Origin of the sequence: Levilactobacillus namurensis, from assembly GCF_032197885.1 — a bacterium.
Lineage (GTDB): Bacteria > Bacillota > Bacilli > Lactobacillales > Lactobacillaceae > Levilactobacillus > Levilactobacillus namurensis_A.
The window spans coordinates 905,297-920,752 of record NZ_CP134159.1; the positions used below are offsets into that span (position 1 = coordinate 905,297).

The following is a 15,456-nucleotide window of genomic DNA, read 5'->3' on the forward strand; positions in this document are numbered from 1 at the left end:
CCACCCGCAATTGGATGGCCATCATTTTTAGTTGTCGTAAGGTTAAGATTAGATGAATTGAATCCCACCGTCAATCTGAACGGATTGTCCGGTCATGTAATCGGAGTCGTGAGAGCCCAGGTAGGAGACATAGTTGGCGACGTCTTCTGGCGTCTCCACGCGGCCTAAGGTGATGGACTCGGAGTACTTCTTCAGGTACTCGCCCTTAGTTCCACCCAGCTGCTTGACCATTTCTTCGTCGATCAGACTCCACATGCTGGTCCCGACGATTCCAGGGCAGTAAGCGTTGACCGTGATGTGCTTCTTGCCCAGTTCCTTGGCAGCCGCTTGGGTCAAGCCCCGAACGGCGAACTTGGTGGCGGAGTAAGCGCCCAGTAAGTCGAAGGCAATGTGGCCGGCGATACTGGAGGCGTTGATAATCTTGCGAATCTGATCACCGTCGTCTTGTTTTTCAAATTGAGCGGTCGCCGCTTGGATCCCGTAGAGGTCACCGAAGACGTTGATACTGAAGATCTTTTGCATGTCTTCGGGGGTCTCGTCTTGTAACAACTTGATCTGAGCGATTCCGGCATTGTTGACGTAAGTATCTAGGCGGCCGAAGTTGTCAACGGCGGCTTTTACGAAGGCTTTATGTGCGGCGGGGTCGGAAACGTCGCCCTTAACACTGACGGCGTCGAAGCCCTTTTGCTTCAGTTCTTCAGCGGTCGCTGCGGCGGTGTCGGCGTCATAGTCGGCAATGACTACAGCGTACCCGTCTTTAGCCAGCCGTTCGGCGATGCCTTTACCGATCCCGCGGCCGGAACCGGTAACTACTGCCACGCGTTTTTCTTCACTCATACTTAAGCGCTCCCTTCACAAACCTAAGGACCAACAACACCCTTAGTATAGTAGAAAAGAAAGTCTTTCTGCAAGCGTTTACATCAGTGATTCTTCCAGCTAATTCGTTAGTCAGCGTCAACAGTGACGGCCAGGGGATGGGGCCTAAAAAATGCCGACCAGCATTGCTGATCGGCATTCGGCAGATTGAATCGAGGGTTAGATGAATTGAATCCCACCGTCGATTTGAACGGATTGGCCCGTCATGTAATCGGACTTGGTGGATCCTAAGAAGGAGACGTAGTTGGCCACGTCTTCTGGTGTTTCTACGCGACCCAAGGTGATGGATTCGGCGTACTTCTTCAGGTACTCACCCTTGGTGCCGCCTAGCTGCTTGACCATTTCTTCATCGATCAAGCTCCACATGCTGGTTCCAACAATTCCTGGGCAGTAGGCGTTGACCGTGATGTGCTTCTTGCCCAGTTCCTTAGCAGCCGCTTGGGTCAGACCCCGAACAGCGAACTTGGTCGCGGAGTAGGCCCCTAACAGGTCGAAGGCCACGTGGCCAGCGATACTGGAGGCGTTGATGATCTTGCGAATCTTGTCACCGTCGTCTTGCTTTTCGAATTGGGCAGCGGCGGCTTGGATCCCGTAAAGGTCACCAAAGACGTTCACGCTGAAGATCTTCTGCATGTCTTCGGGCGTTTCGTCTTGCAACAGCTTGATCTGCGCAATTCCGGCGTTGTTGACGTAGGTGTCTAGGCGGCCGAAGTTGTCAACGGCAGCTTTCACGAAGGCTTGGTGGGCTGCGGGATCGGAAACGTCACCGGCCACACTGACGGCGTCAAAGCCGTTTTGGTTCAGTTCCTTAGCGGTGGCCGCGGCGGTGTTAGCGTCGTAGTCGGCAATCACCAGACTGTACCCGTCTTTAGCTAATTGTTCAGCAGTTCCTTTACCAATGCCTCGACCGGAACCGGTAACTACTGCCACGCGTTTCTCTTCACTCATGTCGAAAATCTCCCTCTTATGGTTTGATGATTTTTCCTTACGAGGCTTAAGTATAGAGAAAAGTTATCGAGTTTGCAAGAATTTTCACAATAAATTTGTGTTTGAGTGACCGTTTTCAGAAACCGTGTCCAGAGAGTTGGTAAGCGGTGTTCGGTTGTGCTCGAACGCCATTGCCGGTAAAATAGAGGCATTGAGTAAACAGAGAAGGAGAGCAAACCATGGATTTAGCGGCGGCACAAAAGGTCCTCAAGACGACCTTTGGGTATGATGATTTTCGTCCGGGACAGCGGGCAGTCATCGAACACGTTCTAGCGGGGGAGAACACCCTGGCAATTATGCCGACCGGTGGCGGGAAATCGCTATGCTATCAGATTCCGGCACTGCTTTTTGAGGGAATCACGGTGGTGGTCTCGCCCCTGATCTCGCTGATGAAGGATCAAGTGGACGCCTTAAACGACAGCGGAATTCCGGCGACCTACATCAACAGTACCCTGGAATGGCCGGAGATTCAGGACCGGTTAGCTGCCCTGCATCAGGGGGCGTTCAAGCTCCTGTACGTGGCGCCCGAACGATTAGATTCAGCGGCGTTCTTACATGCGCTGGGCCAGTTGCCCATCGACTTGTTGGCGGTCGACGAAGCCCACTGTATCTCACAATGGGGCCACGACTTTCGGCCCAGCTACCTGGAACTGAGTACGGCTATCGAACAGTTGCCGACCCATCCCCGGGTACTGGCGTTAACTGCGACTGCCACGCAGCAGGTGGCCACGGATATTCGGGAGCGGCTACAGATTCCGGCCGACGATGAGGTCAACACGGGATTCGCCCGGGATAACCTGAACCTAGCGGTGGTCAAGGACCAGGACACCGACCGGTATATTCTGGATTATCTGAAAGTGAACGCGGACCAGTCGGGCATCATCTATGCCAGTACCCGGAAGGAAGTTAAACGGCTGACGGACCTGTTGACCCGGAACCACGTTAATGTAGCGCCGTATCATGCCGGCTTGCCCGACCAGGAGCGGCGCCAGAACCAAGAGGACTTTCTCTACGATCGGGTACAGGTGATGGTCGCCACCAACGCCTTTGGAATGGGTATCGACAAGAGTAACGTGCGGTTCGTGATTCACGCTCAGGTTCCGGGGACCTTGGAAGCCTATTACCAAGAAGCTGGCCGGGCTGGTCGGGACGGACTGCCCAGTGAGGCAATTCTCCTGTACCGGTCGCAAGACTTACAGATTCAACACTTCTTTATCGATCAGTCTGAGATGGACGATGCACATAAACAGAGCGCTTACCGGAAGTTACAGAAAATGAGTCAGTACGCCAATACCCAGGGGTGTCTCCAGCAGTTCATTTTGAGCTACTTCGGGGAAGCCTCGGCGCCCTGTGGCCGGTGCAGTAACTGTAAGGATGACCGCGAGTCGCAAGACATCACTACGGATGTACAGAAAGTTCTGTCGTGTGTGGTGCGGATGCGGGCTCGGTACGGGAAGGGCATCGTGGCGCAGGTCCTGACGGGAGCGCGGAATAAGCGGGTCCTGGACCAACAGTTGGATCAGTTGCCGACTTACGGCATCATGCGTAACCAGCGGCAAAAGAGTGTGGGGGAACTAATTGACTTCTTGATTGCCTCAGGCTACCTCCAAAGTGTTGGGGGCCAGTACCCGACGTTGCAGGTCACCGCTTTAGGGGTCACGGTCTTACGGGGAGAACAACAGGTCTTCCGCAAGATGGCCCGGCAAGCGCAGCGGCTGGCTCCGGAAGACGATGCCTTATTCGGTCAGTTACGGGAATTGCGGCATCAGTTGGCTGAGGAGCAACATGTTCCGCCGTTTGTGATCTTCTCCGACCGCACGCTACACGACATGTGTGCCGTGCAGCCCACGACTCCAGCGGGCTTTCTGGAAGTCCGGGGCGTCGGGCAGAGCAAGCTGGATAAATACGGCGATGCGTTCATGCAGGTCATTCGTGAGAATCAAGCTTAGTCCCTATAATAGGATGAAAAAAGCCTCACTACTCGAATTCAACGAGTGATGAGGCCTTTCGTTTGTGGGAACTCCGCCGTTTTAGGTTCCCGCTAGAGGTTATCGAAAACGGAAATTATGGGATTGTGAATTTCAAGGGTCACTTCACACCAACGGTATTTTGTTGGAGCTGGTTGACTGTTGAAATTTCACACGTTAGCGTGAGCCGAGAGGGCGGCCAGACAGGGCTCAGCCGTGAAATTTTCCTTGGTGAGCGGGTTTTAGCTCGCCTAGGAAAAGGCCCAGCTTCGAGACCGCTCTGTGGCTCGAAGTGGTGCCCACGGCGTTCCAGCCCTGTCTGGGCGCCCGGTAAGGCGGATGGTTAATCAATCGGCCACCTGGATGCGGAACATGTTCCAGGACAGTGGGGCTAGCGTGGTGCTGAGCTGGTGAGCGTCGACCGTGACCTGGGTGTTGGGCTGCAGGTGCATGTGTTGGTCTTCGTTGGTCTCCTTGATCCCGTAACCGCAGAATTGGGTGGCTTCGACTAAGTTCTTAGCCGTGAATTCACGCAATTCAGTACTGAAGTCCAGTGGAGTCTGGCCCTTGTTTTCGGCAAAGACCACGACTTCGTGTTGGTCAGGATTGTAGACAGCTAGGCTATCTAAGACGGGAACGTCTTGGAAGTCCTTACTGTTGTAGGTCGGTGTGGTCTGCTTAGGTGCTAACGCAATCCCCCGACCGTACTTGGAGACCTGCATGAACGGGAAGAAGATCGACTGGAGCCAGATGCCCTGATCATCCGTCATGATTGGGGCGATGACGTTGACCAGCTGAGCCAAGCAAGCGATTTTGACCCGGTCAGCGTGTTTCAAGAGGGTAATCAGCATGGTACCGACCATCAAGGCGTCTTCGAAGTTGTAGTGGTCTTCCAACAAGTGGGGCGCGTGTTGCCACGGAGCCGTCTCGTCGTCTTGCTTGTGGGAGTGGTACCAGACGTTCCATTCGTCCAGGGCCAAGTTTAAGGTCTTGGTACTGTGTTTGCGAGCCTTGACGGCGTCACAGACGGCCACGATGCCGCTAATGAATTCGTCGAAGTCGATGGACTTCGCCAAGAAGTTTTCGAGGTCGTTTTCTTGGTTGTCGTAGTAGCGGTGGAGGGAGAGGTAGTCGACATCGTCGTAGGTGTGGTCGAGAACGGTCTCTTCCCAGCTGCCAAAGGTGGCCATTTCCCGGGTCGAACTCCCGCTAACAACCAGGTCAATGTCGGGATCGACTAACCGCATGACTTTCGCGGTTTCGTGAGCCAACCGGCCGTATTCCTCGGCGGTCTTGTGGCCAATCTGCCAGTCGCCGTCCATTTCGTTTCCTAAGCACCAGGTCTTAATGTTAAACGGCTTTTCGGCCCCGTTCTTCTTCCGGAGATCACTCCAGTAAGTCCCGCCGGGGAAGTTGCAGTATTCAATCAGGTTCCGGGCGGCGTCGATGCCCCGGCTTCCTAGGTTGACCGCCATGTCCGGCCGCGTGCCGGTCTGCTGGGTCCACTTCATGAATTCGTGTAACCCAAATTGGTTGGTTTCGATACTCCGCCAAGCCAGGTCTAAGCGCGTTGGCCGTTGATCTTTGGGGCCGATGCCGTCTTCCCAGTTATAACCGGAGACGAAGTTACCCCCGGGATAGCGGATCAGATCGATGTTGAGGTCTTTGACGGCTTTGACCACGTCTTGACGAAAGCCATTGTCATCTGAATGAGCATTTCCCGGGTTATAGAGCCCGTCGTAGACGCCGCGACCCAGATGTTCGATCAGGGCGCTGTAGAGCCGGTCATCAATCTTAGAAATCTGGTTCGTGGGGTCAATGGTGAGTTTTGCGTGCATAAAAATAATTCCTCCAAACTAAAGGGTGTCTTCATTAAAGGGGGAGGCCAGAATTGGCGCTCCCCCTTTGATGAGTAATCTGTTTAAAAGCTAAGGCGTATGCGGTCAGTCAGCAGATGTCGAGGTCTCTGACTTGGCATTTGGATCTTCAACTTCACCAGCTTGAACAGGGTCTTCCTTCTTCAGGAAGAAGACAGCGAACAGGGTAATGAAGAAGACCACGATTCCCATAATCACGTAAGTGTGTTGGTAACCGATCACATCGTACATCTTCCCAGCAACAGACGAGAAGATGAAGACGGAGATTTGCTTAGCGAAGTTAGACGCTAAGGCGTAAACCGTGGCGTACAGACGGATATCGAAGGCACCGGCAATGTACTTCATGATGGAAGTCAACAGCAATGGCATTTCCAGACCAGCCAACAGACGGAAGCCCACGACCCAGATCCAGTTAGGGGATAATGCAGACCCTAAGATCCGGACACAAGTAATGAACCCGTAAATTAACAGACCATTCCGAGAACCAATCTTGTTGATGATCCAAGGCATCGGGAACATCAAGCAGAATTCAATCGCAGTTTGAGCGGAACTCATGTAACTGTAAACCAGCGTCCCTTGAGCAGCGGTGTCGAAGAACGTCTTGAAGAAGATGATGAATTGTTGGTCAAAGACATCGAACAGTGCGGAAGCACCCATGTAGAAGATCGCCAAAACCCAGAGGTTCTTGATCTTGAACACGGACAGAACCGTCTTCATATCCAAGGAGTTGGACGTGTCACCGGCAGCTGCGGCGTTATCTAAGTCAATCTTGTCACTGAAGATCAGTAAACCAGTTAAGATAATCGCAGCGATGGTGCAGGCCCAGAAGATGGAGTTTGGTTGCCAGAGGAAGATCCGGCCGGCAACTAAGGAAGCGACAACCCCGGCAACGGAACCACCGACCCGAGAGTGGGCGTATTCGAAGCCGTTCGCCAGGCTGGCCCGTTGAACGTATTGTTCAATAACGGAAACCCCACCGTTTAAGACGAAACTCAGGAACGTCCCAGTGACGATGGCCACTAAGAAGGCGTTGATGTGCAGGATTGGCATGAAGACCCATTGGAAGTACGGTCCAATGAAGATACCAACGATAGAAATCGTCAGGATCAGGTTCTTCTTAAAGAGTAACTTATCAGAAACAACCCCAAAGATTGGTTGGAAGATCAATGAAATCCCGGCCATCATGGAGAACACGGCACCAGATTCGGTTCCGTTCAAATGCGCCACTTGCTCCATCCAGAGGGTCAGATAACCGTTAACGACCGCCCAGATAAAGAAGTAACTAAAGTGGGTAATGGGGAATCCCCAGAAATGTTTTGATTCAGTTTTTGCAGTATTATCCATAATTTATCTGCTCCTATTTAGTCATAGTTGTAAGGAACTGGCTTGCCGAAGTTCGGCGTCCCATCGTCATTCCAAGTAAATGGTTGAACCATCGTATGCCGGTTAGGATCGTACAGTGGGTCACCCTTGATGTCGGTGTAGTTCCGGCAGTGGTAAACCAAGATATCGGTCTTGTCGTCTTCAGCCACCGTAAAGGAGTTGTGGCCGGGACCGTATTGGTGAATCGGCATGTTGCTTTGGAAGACGGGGGTCTTAGACTTCTGCCAGTTGGCAGGATCCAAGAGGTCGGCGTTTTCATCGACGGTCAACATTCCCATGGCGTAGTTTTCGTCAGTCGCACTGGCGGAGTAGGTCAGGAAGAAGCGACCGTTCCGGTGTAAGATAGCTGGACCTTCGTTGACCCAGAAGATCTTGGTTTCCCAGTCGTATTCTGGCTTGGTCAACATGACCGGCTTGGTCTTCAACGTCCAAGGGTTTTCCATTTCGGCGATGTAGATGTTGGAGTTCCCTTTGATGGCTGGATCCTTTTGTGCCCAGACGTAGTATAACTTGTTTTGGGCTTCAAAGACCGTGGCATCTAAGGCGAAGGTGTCTAATGGCGTCACGATTTGACCATGTTCGGTCCAGTCAGCTTCGTCGCGCATGGGATCTGGATTGTCACATTCGATGCAGTACATCCGGTGTTGGAACATCCCGTTGTGGTCGAATTCCTTAGTGTGGGAAGCGGCGAAGTAGATGAACCACTTGCCATCGATGTAGTGCAGTTCTGGCGCCCAGATCAACTGGCTCATGGCACCGCTACCATCTGGGTGCTTACGCCAAACAGTCCGGGGTGCGGCGTTCGCTAAACCGTTTAAAGTCTTGGCCCGCCGAATCTCAATCAGGTTGTAAGCAGGTACCGAAGCGGTGAAGTAGTAGTAACCGTCAGTGTGCTTGTAGATGTAGGGGTCAGCCCGTTGGACAATCAAGGGGTTGATGTAATCTGATGCTTGTACCATAAAATGCGTCTCTCCTTTTAAAAATGAAAATAATTTGTAAGGACTTAAAAATTGCTAATTCCAATAAATCCTAATAAATAAGTACAACTGCAATATACGACCGTATGAAAACGTTGTCAACATTTTTGTTAATCTTTCTACAAAAAGAATTGACAAATAGGTTGATAAGCAATCATAATGTTAAGTGTAAGCGGTTATTATCTCATGGTTCTAAAACAGAATTAACATTTTAGGAAATGTAAGCCGTTAAGAAAGCTAGAAAGGAATTTCATCATGCAGTTAGATGTTTCAGAAGGCTCGCTCAAAGTTTATGAAGCGTTAGCCAGTTCGGTCCGATTACGAATTATTCGTCTGTTATCGGAACACCCTATGAGCGTCAAGGACTTGGCCACGGCTTTGGACCTGAGTAGCCCCATCGTCACCAAACACTTGAACAAGTTGACCGAAGCAGAGTTAATCACCAGCAAACGGGTCGGTCATCAGAAAGTTTCTTCATTAAAAGTCGATACCATCGACGTGAAATTTCCTCATCAGATCTATCCGAAATTCAAGGTTCATAAGAACGCAATCCCGGTGGGGCACTACACGGAGTACAGCGTGGAACCCTCCTGTGGGTTGGCGGGGCCGGACGGGTATATCGGAAAGGTCGATAACCCCAAGTACTTTATGTTTGCTGACCGGATGACGGCCGGGATGATCTGGTTTAACAACGGGTTCGTGGAGTACCAGACGCCGAACTTCGTGGGGCAGGATGAACAGCTCGAGATGCTGGACCTGTCCATGGAACTGGGCTCAGAGTTCCCCTTTTCCAACAATACCTGGCCGTCCGATATTACTTTCTTCATTAACGGTAAGGAAATCGGGACTTGGCGTAGCCCAGGGGACTTTTCGGATATCCGGGGGAAGTATACGCCGGACTGGGTTCCCGATAACGTTAACCAATACGGTATCCTAAAGATTCTGCGGGTCACGGACCACGGGACCTACCTGGACGGCCAACCCTTCACGGACGTTTGTTTAAAGGACTTACCAGCGGATGAGGACTTGTGGACCATTCGTTTCGAGATCAAGCCGGATGCCAAGAAGTCCGGGGGATGTACGCTCTTCGGCAAGGGCTTTGGGAACTATGACCAGAATATTGAACTGTCAGCTTACTATAGTTAGACCAATGAATTATGCGATAAATTTAGAACAACGGTGAATTTATTTGAAATGTACGCCCAAAACCGGTAAACTTAGAAGCACTAATGAGGTGCGCTATGGAGAATAAATATCAAAAAGTCAAAGATGGCTTAAAAGAAGACATCATTTCGGGGAAGTTTAAGGTCAACGACAAGCTTCCCACGGAATCAGAACTGATGAAGCAATACGCGGTCAGTCGTTACACCGTGCGACGGGCCGTGGGCGACTTGGAAAGTGACCACTTTATCTACCGAATTCAGGGTGGGGGCATGTTCGTCCAGGATTGGCATAAGGATTGGTCAACCCCGACGGACACCAAGCTAATTGGGGTCATTACCACCCACATCGCCGACTATATCTTTCCCAACATTATTTCGGGCATCGACCAGGTCTTGTCGCAGGCGGGCTACTCAATCTTACTGAGCAACACCCACAACACCCACGAGAAGGAACGGAAGAGTCTGATTAACATGTTGGACAGTAAGGTCGCGGGGCTGATTATCGAACCCACGCAGAGTGCTTTGCCGAATCCTAATCAAGATCTGTACCAGGAAATCAAGGACGATGAGTTACCCACGCTGTTTATTAACGCCCACTATCCCAAGTACGACTTTCCGTACGTGGATACGGACGATTTAGAGGCGGAGCAACAGTTGGTCAATTACCTCTTTGACCTGGGGCACCAAAGCATCCTGGGCATCTTCCAAGTGGACGATATTCAGGGGGTCAACCGGATGAACGGGTTCGTCCGGGCCTACCAACAGCGGCCGGAACTTTCCTATATGAGTAACATCATCATGTACCAATCCGGGGAAGATTCCCAAAAGTTGTTCGAGCGTATCATGAACTACTTGCGGCAAGCGGACGCCCCAACGGCGATTGCGTGCTACAACGACCAACTGGCAATCGAAGTGATTGATTTCCTGAAGTCCCAAGACTTACAGGTTCCCGACCAGCTTTCAGTGGTGGGCTTCGATAACTACCAGATGGGGGAATACTTTACGCCTAGTCTGACCACGGTCAACCACGAGAAGGAACAGATGGGGGCCGATGCGGCGCACATGTTGGTCAAGTTACTGAATCGGGAGTCGGTAGACTCAATTACCTACGAGCCCGAATTGGTTAAACGGCATTCGGCGATTCATCACGAGTCAAAATAAGTAAACACAAATGGGACTGCTTTTCCGGCTAGTGGAAGGGCAGTCCTTTTTACGTGGGACAATCAACCCACTTTGTGTAACCAGACACAAACTAGAAAAATGCCACGCATCAGCCAGTGTGAGATATTATAAACAACTGGTGAACAATCGGATTGTTAGCGCTGTCAATATAGGTTAAATTATAGGCAGATAGAAACGTGAGTCAGTAAGAGTTGACCTATCCCAGGGTTTTCGCTATCGTTAATGTAACCGTTATCAAAAAATGTGGTGGGGGACTCTTTTTGCAGTGCGTTTTTATAAATACACTTTTCTAAGGAGGAAACTATTGTGAAAAGTCAAGTTGCAGAAGCCATGAAGACGGACGCTAAGGTCCCGTTTCACCGGATGCTTGCGTTTGCCAGTACGGATATGGCGGGGAATTTACTCTACACGACGGTCACCACGTTTATTCTGTATTACTACACCGACGTCTTCGGATTGAGCGTCGCTGCCGCCGGGACCATCTTATTGGCCGCCCGGGTCTTAGACGCCTTCGACGCACCGGTCTGGGGCTTCATCATCGACCACACCCATACTCGGTGGGGCCAGAGTCGACCGTACTTCTTATGGATGGCCTTTCCATTCGCCATCTTCTTCGTCCTGATGTTTATGAGTCCGGACCTAAGTGCCACCGGGAAGTTCTGGTGGGCCATGATCACGTACTTACTCTTCGGGATTTCGTATACCGGGGGTCGGGACACCAATCAGTTCCATCCTGCCGAACTTGAGTAACGATTCGGACGAACGGATTAAGTTGAACAGTACCCGGATGATCGGGGGGAACATTGGATTCTTCATCACCGCGAGCTTTACCCTAACGTTTGTAGCCGTCTTAGGTGGCGGCAACGAAACCGCCGGTTGGCGGAACACGGCGATTGCCTTAGCAATCGTTGGATTCGCCCTCTTGATGTTCGCGTTCTTTGACACCAAGGAAATCAACACGGAACATCAAAAGTCTTTACCAATTATGGACAGTATTCGGGCCGCTAAGAGCAACTGGCCGTGGTTCATCTTGGTCATTGCCTTCATCTTCTACTGGTTAGGGAACGCTTCCCGGTCTGCCGTGGTCGTTTACTACACGCAGTACAACTTAGGGGTCAAAGGGTTCGCTTCCGTCTTGAACGGGTTAGTGATGTTCCAAATCATTGGGATGCTGCTGATTCCATTCTTGGTTAAGAAGTTCAGTAAGACGCGGGTCCTGATGTTTGGTTTAATTTTAGCCGCCTTTGGTCAAGTCATGATTGCCTTCACGGGGAAGTCCCTGATTGCGTTAGGTGTTGCCTGGGCGATTGCCTCCGTCGGAACTGGGATTTCCGTCTCCATGCCGTTCGCGATGTTATCTGACACCGTTGATTACGGGGAATGGAAGAACGGTATCCGGGCCAGTGGGTTCTTAACGGCCATCGGGAGTTCCTTCGCCATCAAGATGGGGTCCGGCTTTGGTGGCTGGGCACCGTCCGTGATCTTGAGTAAGGCCGGGTACCAGGCCGGCGCTACCCAGACCGATGCGGCCTTAAGCGCCATTCGGTTCTGTATCAGTTACTTACCAGCCATCTTCTTCGTCATTGGGGCGTTGATCATGATCTTCTACGGCCGGTTTGAAAAGCAAGAAACTAGTATTCGGGAGACCTTAGCTGCTAAGCGGGGGACGGTCGAAGACTAGCGCGTTACATTAAGAATAGAGGGGTGATTGCATGGCACAACCAGCCTACATTTCCATTTCGTGTTTGCCACTACCAACCTTTATTGAAGGGGGGTATGTGACCTTTCACGCGGGTGACCGGCATCATTTACAGTTCTTTATCCTGATGTTGATGGAAAAGGGGGAACTGTACATTGCTGAAGATGGGGTGAACTATACGGTCAAGGCCGGTGAGATGTTTATCCTGCGTCCCTTGCATCACCACTATTCTTGGCACGTGATGACGGAAGACACCGCGTATTATTGGTTGCACTTTTACGTGACCGGTCGTTGGGAGCAACAGACCAGTCTGGTGCCCATGGGATCGGTGATCAACGTTCCGACGTTGCACCACTACACTCCGGTTGAGACGCTGTACCTGGCGAAACACGTCAAGATGCGCCATCCCCGCCGACTGGCCGAGATGACCCAGCAGATCTTTAAGAACAGCGAGGCTACCGAATCGTACGGGTTCTGGCAAGCTCAGCAGCTCTTTATCGATGTTTTGCAGGAGATTCAAGTTCAGTCGCAACAGGAGTCGGCCATGGTCCAGCTCTCCGATCAATTACAGCGCTATCTGCGGGATCACTTCAATGAAAAGATTACCAGTGCCACGTTGAGTCGGGAGTTTCATTTCCACCCGAACCACCTGATTCGGACGTTGAAGGCGACTACGGGCTTGACCCCGACGGAGTATCTCCGGCAGTACCGGATGGAAGAGGCGGAGAAGCGGTTGCTGAACACCACCATGTCGGAGACGGAAATCGCCCAAGACGTGGGTTTCCAAAACATCTATTATTTCTCAACGGTGTTCAAGCAGTACACGGGGATGGCTCCGACGCAGTATCGGCAGTCGCAGACTAACCTGACCGTGGTCCCGAATGACCGGCAAGTCCCCGAGTGTAACCCTTAAAGAGGAGTTGAAGAGTTTGAAATCAGCAGCATTTAAGTTAGAGGTCAACGCACGTGGTGACGTGGTCAACTTACAGAACCGTGCGGACGACCACCAGATGAACTGGGTGATCGACCCAGCTTATCTCGAGCAGATTGGCTATCCAGATCAGGATAAGCTTTTTGGTGAGTTCACCCTGACCATCGGGGGACGGGTCTATCGTAGCTACGATTACCAACCCCAGGTGACCACGGATGACCAACAGGTGACTGTGGCTTACCGAATTGCCGACTTGGTCTTGACGGAGCGTTATCGTCTGGAAGGCCAACGGGTGGTCTGGTCGATTGACCTGCAGAACCCGACCGAAGAGCCAGTGACGTTGACGAACCTAGGTGTTTGGGCGTCATTAGCTTACGTGATGTTCAGGGACAAGAACGTTCACCGGAACATGTCCGATTCGGCGGCCGTCTTTCCCAGCATCTCCGCGAACTTTACGAAGTTGGCGGGCGTCCGCCGGGATAATCAGGGACCGAACCTGGGTCTGTACCAGACGGCCGGTGAGATGCGGTCAGTCGGCACCTATAACGAATGGACCAACCGGTTCTTCGAGAACGTTTCGCCGTCGCTAGATGGGTTGTTGTTCCATCAATTGGTCTTGGCTGGCGGTTACGCAGCCGGCCAAGCGCCCAAGAACGACTGGATCTATAGCTCAGATTGGGTGACCTTAGCACCACAAATGACGCAACAATGGGAGTTTGTTCTCCAGCCGTTTACCACACCGGATGATTTCCAACGGGTGGCGGGGCTGAACGGACACCCCCAGATTACCTACGACCCACTCCTGTTTACCGGGCAAATGACCAATATCCACATCACCGTCCCAGCGGGGCACCACCTCGAACGCTTGACGCTGGTGCACCAAGCCACCGGTCAGATGGTGGAACGGGACGTGACGGATGATTACCGGGATGGCTGGTTACGGACCCTGATCAGTGGGGTGGGCGAGCACTGCCTCCACGTGGTCTTAACGGATGGTCGGGAAGACTTAGTGGTCTTTAATGTGATGGATTCAGTCAGGGACCTGGTCGAGACCCGGGTGGCCTGGTTAACGGACCACGCCTATAACGGAAAGTCCGTGGAACCACAAGATGCCTTCACCCCGATCTCGAATCAGGGGGAATCGTTAGGGAAGCTCAGCTTGATTCTGCAGGCGAACCTCTTGCACCGGACGGACCAGACCGTCGAACAGGTTCGCAAGGTCGAGGCCAGTGCGGTGAACTATGTGAAGAACAAGTGGTTTACCGATGGTGACTTTTTGAAGCCCGTCGACTTGTACGGTGACTTTTACCGGGACATGGACTTTGAATATATTGGTCACGTGTACTACCTCTTAGCCCAGTTTGACCAATCGACCCTAGCGTTGCACTCGGCAGCGACTTACTTGAAGTGGGCGGCCCAGGTCTTTAACCTGCGGGTCAATGCCGACCTGCACACCTCCGTTCGTGCTAAGGAAGAGGCCCACATGCTGGGCGTCTACTTCCTCTACATTAACGATCTATTGGCGGACTTGAAGACGCATGGGTTGACCACCGAGTACCAGCAGATCAAGCAGTGCTGGGAAGAGGCCACGCAACGGGTCGCGGCTCATAGTCAAGACTACCAAGCGGCGATTACGGAACACTTCTACGACAATGCGGGCTTTGGTCCGGCGACCGGGGCCTTAGCAAACGCGGGTTACCTGAAGGAAGCCCGACGGTATGCGGAGCTCTTAAAGGCTAACATTGGTTACAGCAATGACTTTCGGAGCCAAGCCCCGGATCGCTGGTGGGAAGCCCAGTCCTACATGATCCATTCACTGTGGGGCGGAATCACTGCGGCCTCGGCCCTGGACGCTTACGAGGTCCTCGATGATGACGCACTTCTGTTAGGTGCGTACCGGGCGTTTGTGGGCGTTCTGTACATGTACGACAGTCACGCGACCACGATTGCCAATCCGTTGGCTGCGGGGGAAGCGGCATCGACCTACAGTATCGCGGGTCCTAACATCAACCGTCCGGACCTCTCCCGTAACCGGTTCGGTCAATCGACTTTCGCCCAAGATGGCGGCATCTATAGCCGACTCTTCCCGGATGGGGATACGGGTCAGGCCGATTGGGACATGGGGGAAGAACTGGCGGCTTACCTGAAAGGCTTTGGGCAGACGGCTTACCTGTACCAGCGGGAGAATGGCGACTTAGCCGTGGTCAATGGCCGGCTGAATCAACTGTCACCGACCCAGTACGAAGTCACCAACCTGGCACCGTACCCCCGTCAGGTGAAGTTCGTGCGCCGGCACCAATCTTGCCAGTCCACGGCGCCGACGGTGATCTATGATACGACGCAAGGATTTATCACGAAGGATTAGGATAACTGAAATCGTCTCCGGAATTTCTGGGAGACGATTTTTATTTATA

General features: G+C 52.2%; 10 protein-coding genes and 1 pseudogene. 6 read left to right on the forward strand and 5 right to left on the reverse strand.

The genetic code is table 11. The features are described from left to right. Positions 1 to 48: 48 nt before the first annotated feature. Both RIN67_RS04145 and RIN67_RS04150 read right to left on the reverse strand, forming a co-directional pair. Entirely contained in the window at positions 49 to 837 is a 789-nt protein-coding gene (locus RIN67_RS04145) for an acetoin reductase (RefSeq protein WP_024746820.1), read from the reverse strand. Positions 838 to 1,035: 198 nt separating this feature from the next. Further along, positions 1,036 to 1,824 (reverse strand): acetoin reductase, encoded by a 789-nt coding sequence (locus RIN67_RS04150; protein ID WP_264999116.1) that lies wholly within the window; start codon positions 1,822 to 1,824, stop codon positions 1,036 to 1,038. Between the two features lie 218 nt (positions 1,825 to 2,042). Between RIN67_RS04150 and recQ the strand changes: the two genes are divergently transcribed. After that, positions 2,043 to 3,812, forward strand: a complete 1,770-nt coding sequence (gene recQ, locus RIN67_RS04155; RefSeq protein WP_264999117.1) for a DNA helicase RecQ — start codon at positions 2,043 to 2,045, stop codon at positions 3,810 to 3,812. Positions 3,813 to 4,177: 365 nt separating this feature from the next. Here the strand turns inward: recQ and arfA are convergent, their stop codons facing one another. From arfA to RIN67_RS04170, 3 genes are all read right to left on the reverse strand, one after another. Next, positions 4,178 to 5,668, reverse strand: coding sequence for an arabinosylfuranosidase ArfA (arfA, locus tag RIN67_RS04160; RefSeq protein WP_264999118.1), 1,491 nt, complete (start codon positions 5,666 to 5,668; stop codon positions 4,178 to 4,180). A 105-nt stretch (positions 5,669 to 5,773) separates the two neighbouring features. Further along, the gene (locus RIN67_RS04165; RefSeq protein ID WP_264999119.1) at positions 5,774 to 7,051 is read right to left on the reverse strand and encodes an oligosaccharide MFS transporter; all 1,278 of its coding nucleotides are present in this window, start codon (positions 7,049 to 7,051) and stop codon (positions 5,774 to 5,776) included. A gap of 17 nt (positions 7,052 to 7,068) precedes the next feature. Continuing rightward, the gene (locus tag RIN67_RS04170; RefSeq protein WP_107738413.1) at positions 7,069 to 8,049 is read right to left on the reverse strand and encodes a glycoside hydrolase family 43 protein; all 981 of its coding nucleotides are present in this window, start codon (positions 8,047 to 8,049) and stop codon (positions 7,069 to 7,071) included. Positions 8,050 to 8,322: 273 nt separating this feature from the next. On the opposite strand from RIN67_RS04170, the gene RIN67_RS04175 reads away from it, so the two are divergent. From RIN67_RS04175 to RIN67_RS04195, 5 genes and pseudogenes are all read left to right on the forward strand, one after another. Beyond that, a complete protein-coding gene (locus RIN67_RS04175; RefSeq protein WP_264999120.1) occupies positions 8,323 to 9,213 on the forward strand; it encodes an ArsR/SmtB family transcription factor in 891 nt (296 codons plus the stop codon). Positions 9,214 to 9,308: 95 nt separating this feature from the next. Then, positions 9,309 to 10,391, forward strand: a complete 1,083-nt coding sequence (locus RIN67_RS04180) for a GntR family transcriptional regulator (protein WP_107738417.1) — start codon at positions 9,309 to 9,311, stop codon at positions 10,389 to 10,391. A 327-nt stretch (positions 10,392 to 10,718) separates the two neighbouring features. Beyond that, positions 10,719 to 12,093: pseudogene (locus RIN67_RS04185) on the forward strand (glycoside-pentoside-hexuronide (GPH):cation symporter). Positions 12,094 to 12,124: 31 nt separating this feature from the next. Beyond that, positions 12,125 to 13,024 carry a helix-turn-helix domain-containing protein gene (locus tag RIN67_RS04190; protein ID WP_313826005.1) on the forward strand — a complete coding sequence of 300 codons (900 nt, stop codon included), beginning with the start codon at positions 12,125 to 12,127 and terminating at the stop codon, positions 13,022 to 13,024. Positions 13,025 to 13,040: 16 nt separating this feature from the next. Beyond that, entirely contained in the window at positions 13,041 to 15,407 is a 2,367-nt protein-coding gene (locus RIN67_RS04195; RefSeq protein WP_264999122.1) for a hypothetical protein, read from the forward strand. The last annotated feature ends 49 nt before the right edge of the window (positions 15,408 to 15,456 follow it).